Source organism: Paenibacillus sp. JMULE4, assembly GCF_013337105.1.
In the GTDB taxonomy this organism is placed as follows: domain Bacteria; phylum Bacillota; class Bacilli; order Paenibacillales; family NBRC-103111; genus Paenibacillus_G; species Paenibacillus_G naphthalenovorans.
The window spans coordinates 157,325-179,287 of record NZ_SGWF01000014.1 but is presented as its reverse complement, the minus strand read 5'-3'; the positions used below and the strand labels follow the sequence as shown (position 1 = coordinate 179,287).

Below are 21,963 nucleotides of genomic sequence, written 5' to 3'. Positions count from 1 at the left end.
TTTCGGGGCTTTTTTGCCATCATTCAAAATCATTTTTATACGTGTACTCCGCTTCCTGATTCCTGTACAATAGGAAGTAAGTCTCTTGTATTTTGTGGACATGTTACAATTGTTACAATAGCATTACAATTTGATTTCATTTGTTAAATCGACACGATTTTGTAGAACCTTAGGCTCTTTATTTGCGTAATAAATTTAATTCATGCTTAGTTAAGACTTATTAAGGAGGCCGGACGATGGAGACGATGATCAGAGAAGATATACTGGCGATTAGGCGGATACAGGCAAATTTGGAATCCTGCATTTTCGGAAAAAGAGAAGAAATTCAGCTGCTTTTAACCGCGATGCTGGCAGGGGGCCACGTGCTGCTTGAGGATGTGCCGGGCACAGGCAAGACCGTGCTGATCAAAGCGCTCGCCAAATCGATCCGCGGCCAATATCGCCGCATCCAATGCAACCCCGACCTCCTTCCTACCGATATTACAGGCGTTTCCATTTATCATCCCAAGGAGGAAGTGTTTTTGTTCCGTCCGGGTCCGATCATGACCAACATCCTGCTTGTCGATGAAATCAACCGGGCAACGACCAAGACGCAGTCCGCCTTGCTGGAAGCGATGGAGGAGAGGCATATTACGGTGGATGGAGAGTCCCATGATCTGCCAAAACCCTTCCTGATGCTGGCAACCCAGAATCCGATCGATTTCGAGGGTACTTATGTTTTGCCGGAGGCCCAGTTGGACCGTTTCATGATGAAATTCAGTCTCGGCTATCCCGATGCGGAAACGGAAACGAAAATGATCGTATCCCAAAGCATATCCCACCCGTTGGATGCTCTGGAGCCTGTTGCGGAAGTGGAGCAGATTTTGGCCATTCAAGAGCAAGTGAAGCAGGTTCATCTGGATGAAGCGGTGGCAAGGTACCTGGTATCCGTTATCCGGCTGACCCGCGAACATCCGTCCATCTATCTGGGAGCGAGCCCGCGTGCGACGCTGGCGCTGGTGCAGGCGGTCAAAGCCTTCGCTTTGCTTCAGCAAAGAGATTACGTCCTTCCGGACGATATTAAATTTTTGGCGCCTTATGTGCTTGGACACCGGATGATCCTGCAGGCGGAAGCACGGATGGAAGGGGTCACCGTATCGTCGGTGCTGCAATCGGTGTTTCAACAGGTGAAAGTGCCGGTACGTTTGGAGAAGTGAATATGCTGAGACCTTCTTTCGCTTTTAAGCTGGCGGGACGCTCGGGGTCCAGCCGCAAGCTCTGGGCCGTGCTCTCGGTTTTGTTGGGCAGCCTGGGATTTTTGCTGTTTCAGGGCGGAAAGCTGGCCTTGATGCTGTTTGTTATCATATTTATACTCAGCGTTTATTTGCTGCTCGGCCAGTGGAGCGGGATCAAGCGCACGAAAGGAATCCGGACGCTGAAGCACAACGAATCCGGAACGACGATCGAAGCCGGCAGCACCCTTGAAGTGACGATCCAGCTGCAAATCCCGGGATTTTGGCCGATGCCTTACTTGTTCGTCAAGGATCGATTAGTTCATAAAAGCGGCCGGGAGCTGACGTTTGAGGCGACGGTTGTGCCCGATTGGAAAAGACGCGCGCAATGGGAGTACAAAACGCCGGCGATGCGCCGCGGGCACTATGTGTTCGGGACCACGGAATGCGTAACCGAGGACGTGTTTGGGTTGTTCGAGCATAAGGGAGAGCTTGAGCTGCCTCAAAGCATCTCTGTTCTTCCGCAAACCGTGCCCATACGGGAATGGCAGCAGTTTCATCAGATGGTAAAAGGAACCAATCACCAATCCTCGACGACACGTGCCGCGCGGGAAACCACGCAAATTAACGGTGTCCGCGAATACATTTACGGAGACCGGCTCTCGCGGATTCACTGGAATGCGACCGCCAAGACCGGAACCTGGAAATCGAAGGAGTTTGAGCGGGAATCGCTTCCCAAGACCTATTTGTTTCTGGACCGCAGTCTGCGGTCTTATCAGGATCCCGATCCGTTCGAGCTGGCGGTTTCGGCGGCCGCCTCGATGTTCCAGTACGGCGCTCATCGCGGCCTGGCTCTTGGGCTTATTTCCTGCGGGGCGGACGATAAGTATTTTGAACCGAGACCGGGGCAGGCACAGTACCATGCCGTAATGCAGCATCTCATTGATGTGGAGGCGGACGGAGTATACGGCGCGCGGCAGGTGCTGATGGAGAAAATCCATATGCTTGCGCCGGGTAGCTTCATTAAGCTGATCAGTCCGGTTTCGGGGGATGGCATGCTTGAGCTGCTTGTCTGGCTCAAGCAGCAGCAAATGAAACCCTGCCATCTGTGGGTCAACCCGGATGCCGCCCGCAGGGAAGCTTGGGTCAAGCAGCTCAAGTCCCGCGGCATCGTTTGTTATGCGGTGCAGCATTTGTCGGAGCTGCCTTTCCAGTTGGGAGGTGGGAGATGATGAACGAAAAACCGCTTGCCTGGTGGAAGCGCTTGTTATTTCACGATTGGCCGCATCGGGTTACAGTGCTGTTGTGCGGCTTGTTTTTGCTTCAGTTTACGATCTGGTTCTCCAAAGAAGACGGCCTGTGGCTGCAGGAGACGGTTGTTATCGTTCAGCTGACGCTGCTCGTCATTTTTATAATGGAGCATGTTCCGCTTATCCATTGGCTTCTTCGCGGCGCGTTGGAGCTCGGTGCCATTATTGTTATCAATATCCAGGTGCTCGAACGGTACGAGGTGATCGAGCCCATGCCGTTCTCCAGCTTTTTATCTTCCCAGCTGTTTTTGAACCTGTACGATCTTACGCCTTACTTATGGTTCGCCCTTGGCGCCTGGGTCGCTTATTTGACCACGATCTGGTGGGTGGAAGCAAAGTGGCGGATTTATATTTTGCTGGTTCTGACGGTTCTGGCGATGTGCATCCGCGATTCGTTTTCGGCCATTTATTTATGGCCGCAGGTGGCTGTCGTCGTCGCTTGCGGGCTGTTCCTGCTGATTTTATGCCACTTTACGCAGCTTCGGCGCAAGGATTCGTCGGCTTGGCGGAAGCTGGCCGACTACCCGGCATCGATTGCGATTCCGGTCGTTTCACTCGTATCCCTGACCATATTCATCGGGGCGCTGATGCCGGAGGTAGGTCCGACGCTGACGGATCCTTATACGGCATGGCGCAATTTCAAAGGGGAGCCGATGAATTTTACAACCGGCAAGGGAATCCAGGTATCTGCTGTTGTGGACGCGACGGATTCTTCTTCCGGTTACAGCCGCAACGACTCTAATCTCGGCGCAGGGTTCCAATTTGACTACACGCCGGTCATGACCGTAGAAACGACGCACAGGGCCTATTGGCGCGGTGAAACCCGTTCGCTTTACACCGGGAGAGGCTGGGAGGAAAGCGACGGCGAACGCCGGGGAGCCTGGAATAACGTGCGCCCGGACGCTCCCGTTCCTGCCGATCCGAGGTATCCGGCGGGAAATCGGAAAACCGTTGAGGTGACGCAAACGGTGACCATGCTCACAGATGAGCGGTATCCCGTTTTCTTTGGCGCCTATGCCGTGCAAAAAGTAACCGGCATTAACGGAGCGAAGAGCGGATTTGAAGCGCTGCAATGGTCCGCCCGGCAGTCGGAGCTGAGATACGGCGAGCATCAGCCTTATCCGAAGACGTATACGGTGGTGTCTCACATGCCGGTTGTCGACGAGGCGGCTTTGCGCGCACTGCCGATGGAACCGGTACGGCAGGGGATGAATGAGTATTTGCAGCTGCCGGACCATTTGCCCGAACGTGTGCGCACGCTGGCAGCCGAGATTACCAGAGAGGCTGCGAATCCGTACGATAAAGCCAAGAGAATCGAGCAGTATCTCCAGTTGAATTTTCCTTATACGAACAGACCCGACTTGTCCAAGGGCCGCAGCCGCGACTTCGTCGACCGCTTCTTGTTTGAAATCCGGGAGGGGTATTGCGACTATTATTCCACTGCCATGGTGGTGATGGCCCGTTCTGTGGGCCTGCCGGCCCGTTGGGTGAAGGGCTATGCTTCCGGTGCGGCGGAAATGAACGGGGAATTGTTCGGCATGTTCCCGGACGAGGTTTCGGCCAATACCGATGCCGAAGGAGTGTATACCGTACGGAACTCGGATGCCCACTCCTGGGTGGAGGTCTACTTCAACGGCTATGGCTGGATCCCGTTTGAGCCGACCGCCGGATTCGCTCTGCCAACGGCGACGGCGGAGGCCGATCCTGCAGTCGACGTTTCCGAAGCTCCGGCTCCCATCGTAACCGAGACGGAAGAAAATACACCCGTCGTCGGGCCGCATCATGTCGCCACAGGAGGCATCCTTGCTGCGGCTGCACTGCTTGCCGCTTTTCTGGTTTGGAAATTTCAGCTCATCGAGCTGTGGAGAGAGCGGGAGCGCAGGCGCAGAGCTTCGCTGATGAAGCAGAAAGTCATTGTGGAGTGTGAGCGGCTGCTCCGTATTTTCCGACGCAACGGCTACGTGCGCGAGGAATACGAAACGCTCCGGGAAGCGATGCAGCGCTGGACGAAGCAAAGCGGATGGATGAAATCGGAGCTGGATGCCGTGCTTTCTGTTTTTGAAAAAGCGAAATACGGGAATGCGGAAATTACCGAAGAGGATTGGCGTCAAACGACGCAAATCGTAGAAAAGCTTCGTTCTCAGATGTAGCTTGAATCAAAGGCTGGACGGCTTCGGGCTGCCGGCCTTTGAGGGTATTCCTTTTTGCAACAAAAAGGAGTATTATGGTATAGTTTGACGTATACAGCCTAATGTCTTTCGAGGTGAACGCTTTGCTGAAAAAGCTGATTCCACGCAAACAAGTGAATTCGATTTATGAAATAAAACTCGACGAATTATGGGAGCAGGGGTATCGGGGCATCATTACGGATTTGGACAATACGCTGGTAGGGGCCAAGGCGCCGCTGGCTACGCCGGAGCTGATCGATTGGCTCAAGGTAGTGGCGCACGTGGGCTTTCAGGTGGTCGTCGTCTCCAACAACCAGCGGACGAGGGTGACCAAGTTCGCGGAGCCGTTATCTCTGCCTTTTATTTACCGGGCCAAAAAGCCCTCGAGCGCATCCTTTCGAAAAGCGCTGCAGATGATGAATTTAAGGGCGGAAGAGGTCGTTGTGATCGGCGATCAAATGCTGACGGATGTGCTGGGGGGCAACCGGATGGGCTTGTATACCATTCTGGTGGTTCCGATTTCGCTGGGCGACGAAGGGTTTTTTACGAAGGTAAACCGCCGAATCGAGAAAGCGGCTTTAACGATCATGAAAAGGTAGGGAATCCATGACGGATCAAAAACAAATGAGAGAAGATGCGTTACACTGTACAGGCTGCGGCGTGGCGCTCCAAACCCAAGACGCCGAGAAGCTCGGCTATGTGCCGGAGCAGGCGCTGACGCGAACGCCGGTCATTTGCCAACGGTGCTTCCGCATAAAGCATTACAACGAAGCTTCCAGTATTACTTTAAATCAGGATGATTTTCTTCGCCTGCTTACGCATGTAGGCTCGACGCAGTCGCTTGTTATCAATATTGTCGATTTGTTCGATTTCGAGGGGAGCATGATTTCGGGACTTCCGCGCTTCGTCGGAAATAACCCGATTGTGCTTGTAGTCAACAAAATTGATTTGTTGCCCAAGGCGACGAACTATAACCGGATCTTAAACTGGGTGCAGCGCCAGGCGAAAGAAGCGGGACTGAAGGTTGCCGAGGTCGTGCTGTGCTCCGCAAAGAAAAACATGGGCTTCGAACGGGTCATTGAAGCGTTGGACAAACACCGCCGCGGCCGTGATATTTATGTGGTCGGCGCAACGAATGTAGGCAAGTCGACGCTGATTAACCGGCTGATCCGGGATTACAGCGACCTGGACGCGGAGCTGACGACTTCGCAATACCCGGGCACGACGCTGGATCTTGTCCGGATTCCGCTTGAGGACGGCGCATCCATCATCGACACGCCCGGCATTGTCTATCAACACCGGCTGACGGAGCTTGTGAGCAAGAAAGATCTGGCGAAGCTGATGCCGGACAAGCCGGTCAAGCCTTTGGTGTTTCAGCTAAACGAGCGGCAGACGATTTTTCTGGGCGGGTTTGCGCGGTTTGATTTTGTACAGGGAGCCCGGCAGTCCTTTACTTTCTATATATCCAATGCGCTTCAGGCTCACCGGACCAAGCTGGAGCGTGCGGATGAGCTGTACGAGGAGCACAAGGGCGGGCTTCTGTCACCGCCTGCCAGGGAGGAGCTGGACAAGCTGCCGAAGTGGGTAAAGCATCCGGTACGCATTCCGAAGGGCTCGAATCTGGATGTGTCCATTTCCGGAATCGGTTGGGTAAAAGTGAACGGCGAGGCCGGAGCGGATCTGGTTATTCACGTGCCTAAGGGCGTAAAGGTAGCCGTCAGGGAGCCGCTCATTTAAACTTTTGCTTCAGATTGTTTGCAATGGCAGCCAATGGGAGGAACGGGAAACGATGAGCAAGCACAAGCTGGATAGTCATACGATGTTGTACGGCGTTTTTGGGGATCCGATCCGGCATTCGAAATCTCCGATCATGTTGAACAGGGCATTTGAAGAAACAGGGCTCAATGCGGCTTACGGGGCGTTTCACATTTTGCCGGGAACCTTGAAGGACGCGGTCGCAGGGATTCGGGCGCTTCAGTTCCGGGGGGTCAACGTCACGATTCCGCACAAAGTGGAGGTGATGTCGTATTTGGACGAGATCGATGAAGCAGCCCGCGTCATCGGCGCCGTCAATACGATTGTAAACGAAGGCGGCAAGCTGATCGGATATAATACCGACGGCATCGGTTATATCCGTTCGCTCAAAGAAGAAACGGGCATCGATTTGAAAGACCGCAAGGTGCTGATGATCGGAGCGGGGGGCGCCGCACGCGGCGTCGGTTACGCATTGGTCAAGGAAGGCGTGGAGCATATCTGGATTGCCAACCGGACGAAGGAGAAAGCGTTGGAGCTTGCGGCTTCCATGAGCGGGTTCGGAAGCGTATCCGGTCACGGACTGGACGAGGCAGGCAAGCTGGCTGGCGAGGCGGCGCTGATTGTGAACAATACGCTGCTCGGCATGCATCCGAATGTGGACGGGGTGCCTATGGACGTAGAGCTGATCAAGCCGGGAACGGTGGTCAGCGATTTGGTGTATAATCCCCTGGTTACCCGTTTTTTAAGAGAAGCCCGGGATCTTCGCGGAGCGACCGTTCACAGCGGCTTGGGCATGTTTATTTATCAAGGCGCCTATGCGTTTGAATACTGGACCGGTCTCCCGGCTCCGGTTGCAGCCATGCGGGAAGCGGTGCTGCAGTCTTTTGAAGAGCGGCAAACTTAAGTCAATCATGGAATTCATCCATAGAATAGAGGTAGAAGGACTGGCATGTTAACAGGTAAACAAAAGAGGTATCTGCGCTCGCTGGCGCACCATTTGAACCCGATATTTCAGGTCGGCAAAGGAGGAGTGAACGATCATTTGATCCGCCATATCAGCGAGGCGCTGGAGGTGCGGGAATTGATCAAGGTCTCGGTACTCAACAACTGCCTGGAGGATCCTAAAGAGGTGGGGGCGGAGCTCTCGGACGGCGCGGGTGCAGAGCTTGTGCAGGTCATTGGAAAAACCATTGTGCTGTATAAAGAATCCAAAGAACAAAAAACGATCGAGCTTCCGGTATAAGCTTTAAGCTTCAAGCGAAGCCGGGATGGATAATGCAAAGAGGGGGAGCCGGATGAAAATCGGCCTGATGGGAGGAACCTTCGATCCCGTTCATATCGGCCATTTGATTGCAGCCCAGAGCGTTTACGAGGAGCTGGAGCTGGATGAGGTTTGGTTTATGCCAACGTCCATGCCGCCGCATAAGGAACAGGCTCCCGGAGCTTCTCCGGAGCAGCGATGGCAGATGGTGTGCCTTGCCGTAGAAGACCACCCGGCTTTCAAGCCATCGGATGTCGAACTGCGCAAAGGCGGCATATCCTACAGCATCGAGACCGTACTCATGCTCCGTTCCCGGTACCCTGAACATGAGTTCTATTACATCATTGGAGCGGATATGGTGCAGTATTTGCCCAAATGGTACAGAATCGACGAGCTGATCAAGCATGTGACCTTTGTCGGATTGCGCCGCCCGGGGTATGAAACCGGCTGCGATGCACTGCCTGCCCCGATCAGGAAGGCTGTTCGTTTAGCCTCTATGCCGCAAATTGAGCTATCCTCTACGGGGATCAGACAGCGGCGCGCGGAGGGCCGGTCGGTGCGTTATATGGTGCCCGACCGGGTAAATGACTATATCGAGGTGAATCGTCTTTATGAAGCGTGAAGACCTGATGGAATCGGTCCGTTCGCAAATGCCGGAGAAGCGCTGGGTGCATACGCTGGGCGTGATGGAAACGGCTGTCAGGCTGGCGGAGCGGTTCGGAGCGGATCCTGTCAAAGCGGATCTGGCGGCTATTCTCCACGATGTGTGCAAATATTGGCGGGTGGACGAGCAAGCGCGGATTATTCGGGAAAACGGTTTGCCTCTTGATCTTCTGGAATATGACAAGGAGCTTTGGCATGCGCATGCGGGCGCCTGGCTGGCTCGTGAACGGTACGGCGTGGAGGATGAAGAGGTGCTGGATGCGATTCGCTACCATACCTCGGGGCGGGGTCAGATGACCCTGCTGGACAAGGTGGTTTGCCTTGCCGATTACATGGAGCCCGGGCGGGACTTTCCAGGCGTGCATAATATTCGCGAAATCGCCGAATATAGTTTAGAGAAGGCGCTGCTTGCCGGATTTGACGGAACGATAAGGTTTTTGCTGGATAAAGGAAAACGGATATATCCGCTGACGCTGGCCGCTCGCAATGGTTTGATTGAAGAGCTGGAGCACCAGGACGGCGGAATGGTACAGAAGAGCTGAAACATTTGTATAGTTAAGGGAGGAAACTAGATGACGGTACAACCGGAGGAGCTTATGACGCTTGCGGTCGAGGCGGCCGAAGACAAAAAAGCAATAAACATCGTTACCCTGAATCTGTCCGGAATATCGCTGATTGCGGATTATTTTGTCATTTGCCACGGGAATTCCGAGACACAAGTACAGGCGATTGCTGCGGAAATCCGCAAGAAAGCGGAGGAAAAAGGGGTGCGGATTCGCGGATTGGAAGGGATGGATACGGCGCGCTGGGTGCTCATCGATCTTGGCGATGTGGTCGTTCATGTTTTCCATCGCGATGACAGAGAATATTATAACATCGAGCGTCTTTGGTCCGACGCGAAAGTGGTCGAGCGGGTATGAGACTTGAAGCCGGTACGATCCGGCGGTTGGAAGTGGCAAGGGAAGTGCCGCCCAACGGCTATTTTTTGACCGACGGGACGCAGGACGTGCTTCTGCATTACAGCGAAACGGCCGGGGAAGTGAAGCCCGGGGATCAAGTAGACGTGTTCCTGTTTCACGATACGCAGGACCGGCTGGCGGCAACGATGCGAAAGCCTCTGATTCGGCTTGGCGAGGTGGCGCTGCTCGAGGTCGCAGATATTCATCCGCGCTTTGGATGCTTTCTTGAGATGGGGCTGGGGCGGCACTTGCTGCTGCCGTTTAAGGAGCTTCCTGAGCTTAAGGAGCTTCGTCCAAAGGTGGGTGACAAGGTCTTTGTCGTGCTGACGCACGACCGTCAGGGCCGGCTCGTGGCTAAAACAGCGGGGGAAGAGCAGCTGAAAAAGCTGTGTTTCGATGCTCCGGCCACTTGGCGAGGCCAATGGGTGGAAGCAAGGGTGTACAAGCCCCTGCAGATGGGCACGTTCGTCGTCTGTGACGGAGGCGTGGTCGGCTTCGGAGTCATCGGCTTCATCCATTCCTCCGAACGGACAAGACTGCTGCGGTTAGGCGAGCAGGTCAAGGTTCGCGTGACATTCGTGCGCGAGGACGGGAACGTGAACTGTACGATGCGCGAACGCAAGGAAGTCGGGCGGGATGAGGACGCGGAAAAGCTGCTGGCGTTTCTTCATGAACGGCCGAACAAGGCCATGCCCTACTCGGACGAAACGCCTGCCGATCTGATCAGTCAGCGCTTTGGCATAAGCAAATCGGCATTCAAACGCGCCATCGGCAAGCTGATGAAAGAAGGCTTGGTTTATCAGGAAGGCAGCTGGACTTACCTGAAGCAGGATCCGACAGAGCCGGTTACCCAGTGAAGAAGCGCTGAGGTGCCGGTTTTTTCTTGCGCCGGCAGGATACTGATGATGCATTAAGACAAGGAGGTTTGCCGTGTGGCTTATGAGCGGTTCTCGTATATTTACGACCGTCTGATGGAGGATATGCCCTATGAGGAATGGATGCGGTTTGCCGGACAATGCTGGGACAAGTATGGTGCTCCCCGGACCGTCGTCGACCTTGGCTGCGGCACGGGAGCCTTGGCGATACCGCTTGCGCAGCAGGGCTTCGAAGTGATCGGCATCGACCTCTCGGAAGATATGCTCGCGGTCGCTCAGCAAAAGGCGGACAGCGTGCAGCGGCATTCACCGTTCCCTGCCGGAGGCGGGCTGATGCTGCTGCAGCAGGATTTGCGCGATTGGGAGCTGGACCGTCCTGTGGATGCGGTCATCTCGTTTTGCGACTGCTTCAACTATTTGCTGGAGGAAGAGGATGTCGTGCTGGCGATCCGGCAAGCCTATGCGGGGTTGAAGCCGGGCGGTGTATTTCTGTTTGACATGCACACCCCTTATCAGCTGCAATCGTATGCCGAATCGCAGCCCTTTACTCTGAACGAAGAGGACATTGCGTATATATGGACATGCGATTTTGACCCGGGACGCTGTGAGATCGAGCATGCGCTAACGATTTTCGTCAGAGAAGGAGAAATGCTCGAAACAGGATCCGACGATGCGGTGACAGAACGCTTCCATCGGGTGGAGGAGCTGCATTTGCAGCGTGCTTATTCTCTGGATTGGCTTGGGGAGAAGCTGCGTGAAGCCGGTTTCCGGGAAACGGCCTGCTACGGGGATTTTACGTGGGAGCCACCTACGGAAAATACGCAGAGGGTGTTTTTTGTGGCGGTAAAATAGGCTGACCCTGTTCGAGGCCGGAAACAGGCGGGGGATGACGAGCCGGACTATTTTTCGATCAACCGCAAAATCAGCTGCACAGCGCTCAAAATCATGCCCCAGAGCGGCAGCGACAAGATCAAACCGTTCAGTAATCCTCGCATCGGCGGCAACCTCCAGCACACACTTTTTATACAGTATGTACAAAAAGTCTTTCTGGAATCCCCGGCAAAGAGGATTATCGTGCCGGAAGGGCGATTTCTTTCGATGGCGTCCTGCTTGACACACAGGAACGGTTTTACATATAATGAAATTTAATTGGATCGTTTGCAAGGCTATGACAGAAAGCAGTAGCTGTACGCCGTATTTCAGAGAGCCGATGGTTGGTGGGAATCGGTTGTGGTCGCAGCGAACTCGTTCTGGAGCCAGAAGGTGAAGGGAAGGATCGTCGGAAGAAGGGTCCGAGACCTAGCCGGATCGTATTCCCCGCGTTAAGGGGCTGGAGTGGACAGGGGCAAAGCATGCCGGCTGTCAACTAGGGTGGTACCACGGGAAGCAAAGCTCTCGTCCCTAGCTAAGGCTAGAGGCGAGGGCTTTTTGTTTTTATTCGAAGGAGGCATAAAGCAACATGGCACAGGAAGTCAAAGAACAGCAAGGATATAACCCGCAGGCGATTGAACCGAAGTGGCAGCGCTATTGGGAAGAGAACAAAACGTTCAAGGTGCTGGACGACGACAGCAAGCCCAAATTTTACGCCCTGGATATGTTTCCGTATCCTTCCGGCGCGGGACTGCACGTAGGCCACCCGGAAGGGTACACGGCCACCGATATTGTGTCCCGGTACAAAAGAATGCGCGGCTACAACGTACTGCATCCGATGGGGTGGGATGCGTTCGGTCTTCCGGCGGAGCAGCATGCTCTCGATACAGGGGAGCATCCGCGCGATATTACGATCAAGAATATCAATAATTTCCGCAGACAAATCAAATCGCTCGGCTTCTCGTACGACTGGGACCGCGAATTCAGCACAACCGATCCCGATTACTACAAGTGGACGCAGTGGATTTTTATCCAGCTTTATAAAAAAGGTCTCGCCTATGTCGACGAGGTCCCGGTCAACTGGTGTCCCGCGCTGGGAACGGTCCTCGCCAACGAAGAGGTGATCGACGGCAAAAGCGAACGCGGAGGCCATCCCGTCATTCGCAAGCCGATGCGTCAGTGGGTGCTGAAGATTACCGAGTACGCAGAACGCCTGCTGGAGGATCTGGAGGAACTCGATTGGTCTGAAAGCATCAAGGACATGCAGCGCAACTGGATCGGTAAATCCAAAGGAGCGGAAGTGACGTTCGCTATCGACGGGCATGAGGGTGACAGCCTGAAGGTGTTCACGACTCGTCCGGATACGCTGTTCGGAGCGACATACTGCGTTTTGGCGCCGGAGCACGAGCTGGTGAATCGGATCGTGACGGAGGGACAAGCCTCGGCGGTGAAGGAATATCAAGAGCGTGCCGCCCGCAAGAGTGACCTGGAGCGTACGGATTTGGCCAAGGAGAAAACCGGAGTCTTTACCGGAGCCTATGCCGTCAATCCGGTGAACGGCAGCAAGGTGCCGATCTGGATCGCCGATTATGTACTGGCGGGCTACGGAACGGGAGCCATTATGGCGGTGCCGGGACATGACCAACGGGACTGGGAGTTCGCCAAACAGTATGATCTTCCGATAATTGAAGTGGTGCAGGGCGGGGATCTGTCCAAAGAGGCTTATTCCGGCGACGGTCCGCATGTGAACTCCGGCTTCCTGGACGGGCTCAACAACGAACAGGCCATCGGAGCCATGATTCAGTGGCTTGAGGATAACGGCAAAGGCCAGGGCAAAGTGACCTATCGTCTGCGCGACTGGCTGTTCAGCCGCCAGCGTTATTGGGGCGAGCCTATTCCGATCCTTCATCTGGAAGACGGGACGATGAAAACCGTGCCGGAGGATCAGCTGCCGCTGCTGCTGCCGGAGGTCGACGAAATCAAGCCGTCCGGCACAGGAGAATCGCCGCTGGCGAACGTAACCGAGTGGGTCAATACCATCGATCCGGAGACCGGCATGAAGGCCCGCCGCGAGACGAACACGATGCCGCAATGGGCGGGCAGCTGCTGGTACTACCTGCGTTTTATCGATCCTAAGAACGATAAGGAAATTTGCTCTCCGGAGCTGCAGCGCAAGTGGCTGCCGGTCGATCTGTACATCGGGGGCGCGGAGCATGCTGTGCTCCATCTGCTGTACGCGCGCTTCTGGCACAAGGTGCTGTACGATCTCGGCGTAGTGAATACGAAGGAACCGTTCCACAAGCTGGTCAATCAAGGGATGATCCTCGGCGAGAACAATGAGAAAATGAGCAAGTCCCGCGGGAACGTCATCAATCCCGATGTCATTGTCAATGAATTCGGAGCCGATACCCTGCGCTTGTACGAAATGTTCATGGGTCCGCTTGAGGCGACAAAGCCGTGGAGCGCCAACGGCGTAGAGGGGGCTTACCGCTTCTTAAGCCGGATCTGGAGATTGTTCATCCAAGAGGACGGGCAATTAAGCGCGAAAATTAGCAGTGAGGAAGAGGGCAGCGAGGCGTTCAAACGGGTTTGGCATCGTACCATCAAGAAGGTGACCGAGGATTTTGAGGCGCTGCGCTTTAACACGGCGATCAGCCAGCTGATGATCTTCGTGAATGAGGCCTACAAGACGGATCGTCTTCCGAAAGCGGCTATGGAGCACTTTGTGCAGTTGCTTTCTCCGCTTGCGCCGCATCTGGCCGAAGAATTATGGGAGAAGCTGGGCCATAACGATACCGTAACTTATGAACCATGGCCGACCTATGATGAGGCCTGGACCGTAGATAACGAGGTGGAAATCGTTATTCAGGTGAACGGTAAAATCATCGAGCGCGCGACGGTTGCGGCCGATGCCGATGAAGCTTCTATGCGGGAGCTGGCTGTGAATCTGGATAAAGTGAAGGATGCCACGGCGGGTAAAACGGTCCGGAAAGTCATCGTGGTCAAAGGCAAGCTGGTCAATATTGTAGCAGGATAAAAAGGATAAAACGGGCAAGCATCAAAAAAACAACCGCCCCCCGGATGGCTACGGGCACGGCGGTTCATAAGGAAAAGACGTGAAAGCATCGCGTTCTTCATCGGCTTTGGTCCCGAAAAAGCGGGCTTCCACCTTTTCCAAATCTTCTTCGTATTTGGAATGAGTTGTGCGGATCAAGTCGTAAAAGACGCTGCACAGCTCTTTTTCCATTATACGGAGTCCTTCCTCTGTAATTCCGCCGGGTACGGCTACACGCTGCTGCAGCGCGGCGGGAGTAAATCCTCCATCTGTCAGCAGCTTGCCCGTCCCCAGCGTCATTTCGCTGGCGAGCCGCGTCGCCTCTTCCTCGGAAATTCCGGTGGCCGAGACGGCTGCCTGAATATACTTTTGAATGAAGAAGGCGAGGAAGGCAGGTCCGCAGCTGGACAGGTCGGAGGAGATTCGGGTGTGTTCCTCGGATATGCGAATCGGAGCGCTTACGCGGGATAACAAGTTTTCGAGCCGTTTTTGATCCTCGTCCTTCATCCGGTCCCCATAAATACAAAGTGTCGCTCCGCTGAGTACATGATTTGTGATGCTCGGAATCACTTTGGCGATTTTGCAGGGCAACAGCGCTTCGAGATGCCGGATCAGCACCGGGCTGGTGATCGAAACGATGATCTGTTCGGGTGTCAACAAAGCCTGAATCTCCTCAATGACATCTTTGAACTCGAGAGGCTTGACACAGATAAACAGCAAATCGGCTTGAGAAGCCGCTTCTTTATTGGAACGGGCAACTTGCAAGCCCGGATAGTTCGCTGCCAAAAGCTCCGCTTTGGCGATGGTCCGGTTGGTCGCCACCACGTTCTCCGGGTTTACAGCGCCGGAGCGGATGAACGTTTCAATAAGCATACTGCCCATGCTGCCTGTTCCGATGAAACCTACTCGCATGACGATCCCTCCTGTTTCTTCATGTATATCAGGGAGGATATGAATTTATGCATCAATTTACCAATAAAAAGAGGTGATGAAGATGGGATCAACGAAAGGGGGAGCGGGATGATGCGAATCGCTTTGATCGCGCTTGCTGTCGGTCTTTCCGCGGCACTGCTGATGATTTATCCTAAATGGGCGGAGCCGCCCGCGTCAAGCTTCATTAGCGCCGATGCGGAAATGCGCAGGCTGCTGCAGGAACAAGCGGAGCAAAAGCCCCCATCGCAGACGGTTCCGGGCGGTCAGCAGGAGGGAAAGCCGCCGGAAACAAAGCCTGTGGAAGATCAAGGGCCTGCGCCGGAGCTCCCCAAATCCACTTTGGAAGGGAAAGGTTCATCCGCCGCAGAGGAGGCGGATCAGGCCGTTGCGAAGTCGGGCAAGCTGAATCTGAACACGGCGACGGCGGAGCAGCTGGATGATCTGCCCGGTGTCGGTCCAAGCAGAGCGCAGGCCATTTTGGAGCTTCGTCAGCGGTTAGGCGGCAAATTCCGCTCCCCCGACCAGCTGCTTGAGGTTAAAGGAATCGGTGCGAAAACCTTGGAGAAGATCAAGCCTCATGTCACCGTAGAGCCATAGCGGAGTATTTTATAGACAACGCTTTCATTTTGGGGGGAAATATGCGAAAATAGGTACGATTATTCATTTTATGCTATGATTAAGGGGGACGTATTTGATGTCTGAAGAACGCAAGCTCGCGCTGGAAACATTAGCTGTCCATGCTGGACAAGAGATTGATCCTGCCACGATGGCTCGTGCAGTGCCTTTGTACCAGACGACTTCCTACGGGTTCCGGGATACGGATCATGCGGCAAATCTGTTTGGATTGAAGGAATTCGGCAATATTTATACCCGCTTGATGAATCCGACGACGGATGTGTTCGAGAAGCGCGTCGCGGCATTGGAGGGCGGACTTGCCGCTCTGGCAACGGCATCCGGACAAGCCGCCATTACGTACTCGATCCTGAATATTGCCGGAGCGGGAGATGAGATTGTGTCGTCGGCCAGCTTATACGGCGGTACATATAATCTGTTCGCGATCACTCTGCCCAAGATCGGCATCAAGGTACATTTCGTCGATCCGAGCGATCCGGAGAACTTCCGTAAAGCGATTACGCCGAACACGAAGGCGGTATTTGCGGAGACGATCGGCAATCCGAGAGGCGATGTGCTGGATATCGAAGCGGTGGCTTCCATCGCCCACGAGAACGGCATTCCGCTCATCCTGGACAATACCTTCCCAAGTCCATACCTGTGCCGCCCGATAGAGCACGGTGCGGATATCGTCGTTCACTCCGCCACTAAATTCATCGGCGGCCACGGTACATCGATCGGCGGCATCATTGTAGACGGCGGGCGCTTCGACTGGAAAGCGAGCGGCAAATTTCCCGGGCTGACCGAACCGGATCCCAGCTACCATGGACTTGTTTATACGGATGCGCTAGGTCCGGTCGCATACATAATTAAAGCACGCGTGCAGCTTCTTCGCGACATGGGGGCGGCCATTTCTCCCTTCAATTCTTTTTTGATGCTGCAGGGTCTGGAGACTCTGCATCTGAGAATGGAACGCCACAGCTCAAACGCACTGAAGGTAGCTGAATTTTTAGAGCGGCACGACGCGGTCGAATGGGTAAGCTATGCCGGATTGCCAAGCCATCCTTCCTATGATCTGGCCCGCAAATATATGCCTAAAGGCCAGGGAGCCATTTTGACGTTCGGCATCAAGGGCGGCGTGGAAGCCGGACGCAAGGTGATCAACGCCGTGAAGCTGTTCTCTCACCTTGCCAATGTGGGCGATTCGAAATCGCTGATCATTCATCCGGCCAGCACAACGCATCAGCAGCTCAATGAAGAGGAGCAATCGGCCGCAGGCGTCAGCCCCGGCATGATTCGGCTGTCGATCGGCACGGAAGCGATTGAAGACATCATCTACGACTTGAATCAAGCGATTCAAACCAGCCAGAAATAAGGGAGCGAGCATGACATGACAGCCCGCAAAGATTGGGACACGTACTTTATGGATATCGCCTATATGGCATCCACCCGTTCAAGGTGCAACCGCAGACATGTGGGCGCGGTGCTGGTTCAAGGGAAAAAGCTCTTGGGCACGGCTTACAATGGGGCCCCCTCGGGCGTCCCCGATTGCTCGGAGGCCGGCTGCATGCTGGTGGAAGAAATTGAACTGGTGCCTGCTGAAGGGAAAGAACAGGTGGTCAAAAAGCAGCGGTGCATCCGGACCATTCATGCGGAACAAAATCTGCTCCTGTTCACCGATCGCGAGGACCGGGAAGGCTCGGTTGTGTATGTAACCGATCAGCCGTGCTGGACCTGCGCCAATATGCTGGCGAACAGCGGCATCTCAGAGATCGTGTATCACCGGGCTTATCCGAAGGATCATGACAAGGTAAGCGCCTTGATGGAGCAAAAAAAACTTACGTTCCGTCAGTTGGAGAAGTACGAGCCGCCGGCAAGCACGGTCTCGGAAGTCACAAATTAAATCACTTGGAGGAAGAACCTCTTTTCGGACATGGTTAGCCATGTGTTCGGAAGGAGGTTTTTTTGTTGGCAAACAGAAGGGAGCTGACAGGTATCGGGAGAAGACCTATCGTCATGCTTGCCCTGTGCTGGACGCTGGGGTATGCCGTAGCCTTGGTATACCCGATGGCCTGGATGAATCTGTTTCTTGCTTTCGGCGCCGGGATTTTTTGCTGCCTGGTGCTCATGCTTAAACCGAGGGGCTCGGCCTGGTTCGCAGGTATGCTGATCGCTTTGGCAGCGGCCGGATGGTACGGAGAGTATGATGCCGGCAACAGAAGTCTGATCCGGCTTGAGGCTGAGGAGACGAACGGAGCGGGATTTCGAGGCAGAATCATGACTCCTGTGGAGGTAGACGGTGACCGGGTTTCTTTTCAGGCGAAGGCGGATCGCGTATCGCTCGCGGAGGGTTTTCCGCCGGAGAATGGGGGTCGAGGGGAGCTTGTTCAGTTTTCGATCCGTCTAGTAAAGCAGGAAGAACAGGAAATGGCGAAGCATTGGCAAAGAGGGGATAAGATTGAGCTTGAAGGGACGTTATTGCGGCCGGGGGAGGCCCGTAACTTCGGGGGCTTTGATTACCGGGACTATTTAAGGTTTCAGCACATCCACTGGCAAATGACGGCCAAAGGACTGGATGGAATCAGCGTGACCCCACCCGCCTTCGGGGAGTGGGGAGGCTGGCTGGTTCTTCGCGCAAACGACCGGTTTCGCGAGCAGCTGGCTGCCAAAGTGGAGCAGCTGTTTCCTGAGGAACAGAGCGGCTTTATGAAAGGCATGCTGATCGGTCTGGAGGATGACATCGACCCGGAGCTCTTCGACCAATTCTCGCGGCTCGGACTTACGCACATTATCGCTATTTCCGGCCTTAATGTCGCGATTTTTCTCGCCTGCTTGATTTGGCTCATGCGCCGGTGCGGTTTCACGCGTGAAACGTATTTGCTCACGGCCATTGCGTTGATGCCCGTCTATATCGCCGTGACGGGCGCGGCGCCTTCCATCGTGAGAGCGGGGATCATGGCCATGATCGGCTTATATGCGGCCTATCGGCACCGGTTGAAGGACGGGCTGCATATTGCGCTGATCGCCGGTGTCGGGATGCTGATATGGGAACCGTATTATTTGGTGAACGTCAGCTTCCAGCTGTCGTTTCTGGTGACGCTGGGGATCATCCTGGGCGTCCCGGCGATGAATAAGCTGCTTCCCTTGAAGCGGCCCAGGCTGCGCGATGCCGTTTCCATTACCGTCGTAGCGCAATTCGTTTCGTTTCCGCTTACGATTTATTATTTCAGCCAGTTTTCGCTGCTTTCTTTTGCGGCTAATTTTTTGCTTGTTCCGGTATTCAGTATGATCGTTATGCCAGCGGGGACGGCGGCGATGCTGCTGTCTTTCCTTTCTCTTTATATCGCCAAACCGTTTGCTTGGTTCGTCAGTCAGGTCAATACCCTTCTGTTCTGGATTGTGGACGGGTCCAGCCGATCGGAGTGGTTTCAAACCATTTGGCCGAGCCCGGAACCGGTATGGATCCTGATGTACTACGGTTTGCTGGCGCTGCTTGTGGTGCTGATGCTGGGCGAGCGGGATTCGCAGGAAGCAGGGGAAAAGACTGAGCCTATGCTGTATACCATGGCGGAGCATAGAGGCCGGGAGCGCGCGCGGCGGTGGATCCGATATGTGCTGCTGCCGGCCGTAATCGTTAGCTTCGCCGCGGTGTTGTGGACCGGTTATGATCCCCGGCGGGAGAAGGCGGAGGGCAGAGTGCATTTTATCGACGTCGGTCAAGGGGACAGCATCTTGATCCAGCCGCCGGGAAACGGCGGCAGCCTGCTGATCGACGGCGGGGGTACCTTATCCTTTCGCAAGCCGGGCGAGGAATGGAAGCAGCGGCGGGATCCGTATGAAGTCGGCCGGAAGCTGCTCGTGCCGCTGCTCAAAAAACGCGGTGTCCAGACCATCGACGAGCTGATTCTAACCCATCAGGATGTCGACCATTTTGGCGGTTTACAGGCGGTTATCGAACAAATCCCGGTGAAACGGCTGATTTTTAACGGGACGCTGAAGCCGGCTGCCGGGGTGGAGAAGCTGTTCCAAACCGCGCTGGACCGCGGTATTCAGCTTGTCGATGCGCGTGCCGGAGACCGGTTGGAGAAGGGACAGGATACGGTGCTCCATTTTCTGTATCCGTTCCGGGAAGCGGACGGTTCGGGGCTGCGTTTGGAGCAGGACCAGAATCCGAGCTCCATCGTGTTTCTTATGGAGATGTCCGGGACGCGGTGGCTGTTTGCAGGGGACATCGGCGAAGGGGCTGAACGGAAGCTGCTGGAACGGTGGTCGGCATTGGAGCCGGGGACGTCGAAGCTTCTGGAACCCCCTGTTGATGTGCTGAAAGTAGCGCATCATGGAAGCAAATCTTCTACCTCCGAGCTGTGGCTGAGGGCGTGGCGGCCCAGGCATGCCGTGATTTCCGCAGGAGTGAAGAATGTGTACGGGCATCCCCATCCTTCGGTACTGGAGCGGCTGGCCGCGCATCGGGTGAGCGTCCACCGCACCGACCGTCACGGCGAGGTGCAGATGACCGTTCGCGAGGGCAAAATATATATGCGCACAAAAATGAAGGAATGAGACGCGAACTTTCTGGGGCTGCCGGCACTTTCCGTACCCGCCGGATTTTCTTCCGAAGGGCTGCCGGTCGGCTTGCAATTCATGGGCAGACCTTTTGGGGAAGGTGAAATTTTATCCGTTGGTCATTGCTACGAACAGTACACCTCTTGGTATAAAGAACTGCCTAAAGAAGAAATATGGGTTGCCTAGCATGGGGAAGCTTCGGCTTCCTTTTCTTTTATGCAGGAAAGGGAGATCGGCATGCAGGAAAATACTGTACAGAAATCGGCAAACAAAGGTACGGTCATCGCTTCGGTGACGACGGCCAGCATGTTTGCAGGCATTCTGCTCATTCCGCTGCTGCTGCAGGAGGTGCTGCATTACAGCGCTCTGGCTACGGGACTTATCCTTCTGCCTCAGGCGCTGGCAATGGGGCTGGCTATGACAGTCGGCGTATTGTGAATCGGTACGGCGCAGGGTGGATTTTGCCGTTAGGCCTGCTTACGGTCTCATGTATGTCCATCGCTCTTGGATTTACCGCAGGACAAAGCAGCCTTTGGGCTTTGGTTGTGCTGCTTAGTTTTCGCGGTTTAGGGCTGGGGCCGTGCCTGTCTCATTAAGATGGATGCGCAAAAAACACCGCGGGCAGTTGGATGCCGCTTGCGCCTGTAAACGATAAATATTCCCGTTGGTTGAAAAAAAGCGGAATGATGAATGCCGCTTGAATAAACGGCCTGTTTTTGTTATGATCTTCACCTGTGCGGCATGACCGCGGGTGGGTGAGGGATAATACGAAACAGGGGAAATCGGAATGCTTTCGTCCAAGCGATTCAAGGCCAGTATGCTGGTGCTGCTGGGAGCCGCATCATTTGGCATTTTGTCGACCTTCGTCAAGCTGGCTTACAGCTATGGATTTACGCCGGGCGAGGTGACGGGCAGCCAGGTGCTGATCGGGTGGGCCGCGATGTGGCTGATCAGTTTGCCGTACTGGCGCACATTAAAACGGGTAGCGAGGCGGTCGGTATTCAAGCTGATCGGCAGCGGGCTTTTTACCGGGCTTACAGGCGTCTTCTATTATTACTCGCTGCAGTCTTTGGACGCCTCGTTCGCCGTGCTGCTGTTGTTTCAATTTACGTGGATGGGACTTCTGATGGATTGGTTTCTGCACGGCAAATCGCCCGGGCGCTTTCAGGTTGCGGGTGTGGCCGTTATCCTTGCCGGGACGGTGCTCGCCTCCGGCTTATGGATGGGAACGACAAAGCCCGTTAATCTATCCGGAGCGGGACTCGGATTGCTTGCGGCGGCGAGCTACACGCTGTTCATCTATTTCAGCGGCAAGGTAGCCGTCGAGGTGCCTGCATTGCTGAGAAGCTCGTGGATGGTTACCGGGGCGGCTATCGTGGTTTTACTGATTTATCCGCCACAGTTTCTGTGGAACGGCTCGCTTGCCGAGGGGCTGTGGCTGTGGGGAGGCATTCTGGCCTTGTTCGGCATGATCCTGCCCCCGTATGTATTCGCCAAAGGAGCGCCGCATCTGGATACGGGGATGGCAGCCATTCTCGGAGCGGTAGAGCTTCCCGTCGTGATCATCGTCTCCGGGCTGCTGCTTGGAGAGCGGACGGGATGGGTGCAGTGGCTCGGCATCGGTCTGATCCTTGCAGGCATCATCTTGTCTGAACGGAAAAGCGCCGTGAAGCGGACAGACCCGCCGGCAGGCAAGCTTTAATGAAGAAAGACCGCTCTTCCTGGTGG

21 protein-coding genes and 1 other annotated feature are annotated in these 21,963 nt (G+C 54.9%); of the genes, 20 read left to right on the top strand and 1 reads right to left on the bottom strand.

Annotation, left to right across the window (positions count from 1 at the left end):
* The first annotated feature begins 236 nt into the window (after positions 1-236).
* The 13 genes from EXW96_RS13720 (at position 237) to leuS (ending at position 14,109) form a co-directional block, all read left to right on the top strand.
* A complete protein-coding gene (locus tag EXW96_RS13720) occupies positions 237-1,196 on the top strand; it encodes an AAA family ATPase (RefSeq protein ID WP_054818528.1) in 960 nt (319 codons plus the stop codon).
* Positions 1,197-1,198: 2 nt separating this feature from the next.
* Positions 1,199-2,443: a DUF58 domain-containing protein gene (locus EXW96_RS13715; RefSeq protein WP_174350763.1), complete on the top strand. Its 1,245-nt coding sequence runs from the start codon at positions 1,199-1,201 to the stop codon at positions 2,441-2,443.
* A complete protein-coding gene (locus tag EXW96_RS13710) occupies positions 2,440-4,671 on the top strand; it encodes a transglutaminase TgpA family protein (protein ID WP_254611377.1) in 2,232 nt (743 codons plus the stop codon). The genes EXW96_RS13715 and EXW96_RS13710 overlap by 4 nt, the downstream gene beginning before the upstream one ends.
* A gap of 122 nt (positions 4,672-4,793) precedes the next feature.
* Positions 4,794-5,288 (top strand): YqeG family HAD IIIA-type phosphatase, encoded by a 495-nt coding sequence (locus EXW96_RS13705; RefSeq protein WP_062410855.1) that lies wholly within the window; start codon positions 4,794-4,796, stop codon positions 5,286-5,288.
* Between the two features lie 7 nt (positions 5,289-5,295).
* Complete coding sequence (gene yqeH / locus EXW96_RS13700; RefSeq protein WP_062407474.1) at positions 5,296-6,426, top strand: ribosome biogenesis GTPase YqeH; 1,131 nt, start codon at positions 5,296-5,298, stop codon at positions 6,424-6,426.
* Between the two features lie 52 nt (positions 6,427-6,478).
* Entirely contained in the window at positions 6,479-7,348 is an 870-nt protein-coding gene (locus tag EXW96_RS13695) for a shikimate dehydrogenase (protein ID WP_174350762.1), read from the top strand.
* 45 nt (positions 7,349-7,393) lie between these two features.
* Complete coding sequence (gene yhbY, locus EXW96_RS13690) at positions 7,394-7,687, top strand: ribosome assembly RNA-binding protein YhbY (protein WP_062407479.1); 294 nt, start codon at positions 7,394-7,396, stop codon at positions 7,685-7,687.
* A gap of 52 nt (positions 7,688-7,739) precedes the next feature.
* On the top strand, positions 7,740-8,327 hold the full coding sequence (locus EXW96_RS13685; protein WP_062407481.1) for a nicotinate-nucleotide adenylyltransferase: 588 nt from the start codon (positions 7,740-7,742) through the stop codon (positions 8,325-8,327).
* Positions 8,317-8,910, top strand: coding sequence for a bis(5'-nucleosyl)-tetraphosphatase (symmetrical) YqeK (yqeK, locus tag EXW96_RS13680; protein ID WP_174350761.1), 594 nt, complete (start codon positions 8,317-8,319; stop codon positions 8,908-8,910). The genes EXW96_RS13685 and yqeK overlap by 11 nt, the downstream gene beginning before the upstream one ends.
* A gap of 30 nt (positions 8,911-8,940) precedes the next feature.
* Entirely contained in the window at positions 8,941-9,288 is a 348-nt protein-coding gene (rsfS, locus tag EXW96_RS13675; protein ID WP_174350760.1) for a ribosome silencing factor, read from the top strand.
* Entirely contained in the window at positions 9,285-10,184 is a 900-nt protein-coding gene (locus EXW96_RS13670) for a CvfB family protein (protein WP_074726996.1), read from the top strand. The genes rsfS and EXW96_RS13670 overlap by 4 nt, the downstream gene beginning before the upstream one ends.
* 75 nt (positions 10,185-10,259) lie before the next feature.
* The gene (locus EXW96_RS13665) at positions 10,260-11,054 is read left to right on the top strand and encodes a class I SAM-dependent DNA methyltransferase (protein ID WP_309225098.1); all 795 of its coding nucleotides are present in this window, start codon (positions 10,260-10,262) and stop codon (positions 11,052-11,054) included.
* A gap of 307 nt (positions 11,055-11,361) precedes the next feature.
* Positions 11,362-11,608: a binding site (T-box leader), on the top strand.
* A gap of 53 nt (positions 11,609-11,661) precedes the next feature.
* On the top strand, positions 11,662-14,109 hold the full coding sequence (gene leuS, locus EXW96_RS13660) for a leucine--tRNA ligase (protein WP_074726995.1): 2,448 nt from the start codon (positions 11,662-11,664) through the stop codon (positions 14,107-14,109).
* A gap of 48 nt (positions 14,110-14,157) precedes the next feature.
* Here the strand turns inward: leuS and comER are convergent, their stop codons facing one another.
* Positions 14,158-15,039: a late competence protein ComER gene (gene comER, locus EXW96_RS13655; protein ID WP_174350759.1), complete on the bottom strand. Its 882-nt coding sequence runs from the start codon at positions 15,037-15,039 to the stop codon at positions 14,158-14,160.
* 108 nt (positions 15,040-15,147) lie between these two features.
* Here comER and EXW96_RS13650 point away from each other — a divergent pair, with 108 nt between their 5' ends.
* The 7 genes from EXW96_RS13650 to EXW96_RS13620 all read left to right on the top strand — a co-directional run bounded on the left by EXW96_RS13650 (position 15,148) and on the right by EXW96_RS13620 (position 21,937).
* Entirely contained in the window at positions 15,148-15,657 is a 510-nt protein-coding gene (locus tag EXW96_RS13650) for a ComEA family DNA-binding protein (protein WP_074726993.1), read from the top strand.
* Between the two features lie 97 nt (positions 15,658-15,754).
* Positions 15,755-17,047 (top strand): homocysteine synthase, encoded by a 1,293-nt coding sequence (locus tag EXW96_RS13645; protein ID WP_062407494.1) that lies wholly within the window; start codon positions 15,755-15,757, stop codon positions 17,045-17,047.
* Positions 17,048-17,062: 15 nt separating this feature from the next.
* Positions 17,063-17,575 (top strand): deoxycytidylate deaminase, encoded by a 513-nt coding sequence (locus EXW96_RS13640; protein ID WP_074726992.1) that lies wholly within the window; start codon positions 17,063-17,065, stop codon positions 17,573-17,575.
* A 65-nt stretch (positions 17,576-17,640) separates the two neighbouring features.
* Complete coding sequence (locus EXW96_RS13635) at positions 17,641-20,232, top strand: ComEC/Rec2 family competence protein (RefSeq protein ID WP_309225096.1); 2,592 nt, start codon at positions 17,641-17,643, stop codon at positions 20,230-20,232.
* Between the two features lie 12 nt (positions 20,233-20,244).
* Positions 20,245-20,421: an amidase family protein gene (locus tag EXW96_RS28070; protein ID WP_139170762.1), complete on the top strand. Its 177-nt coding sequence runs from the start codon at positions 20,245-20,247 to the stop codon at positions 20,419-20,421.
* A 51-nt stretch (positions 20,422-20,472) separates the two neighbouring features.
* On the top strand, positions 20,473-20,673 hold the full coding sequence (locus tag EXW96_RS13625; RefSeq protein ID WP_174350758.1) for a hypothetical protein: 201 nt from the start codon (positions 20,473-20,475) through the stop codon (positions 20,671-20,673).
* A 349-nt stretch (positions 20,674-21,022) separates the two neighbouring features.
* Complete coding sequence (locus EXW96_RS13620; RefSeq protein WP_174350757.1) at positions 21,023-21,937, top strand: EamA family transporter; 915 nt, start codon at positions 21,023-21,025, stop codon at positions 21,935-21,937.
* Positions 21,938-21,963: the final 26 nt, after the last annotated feature.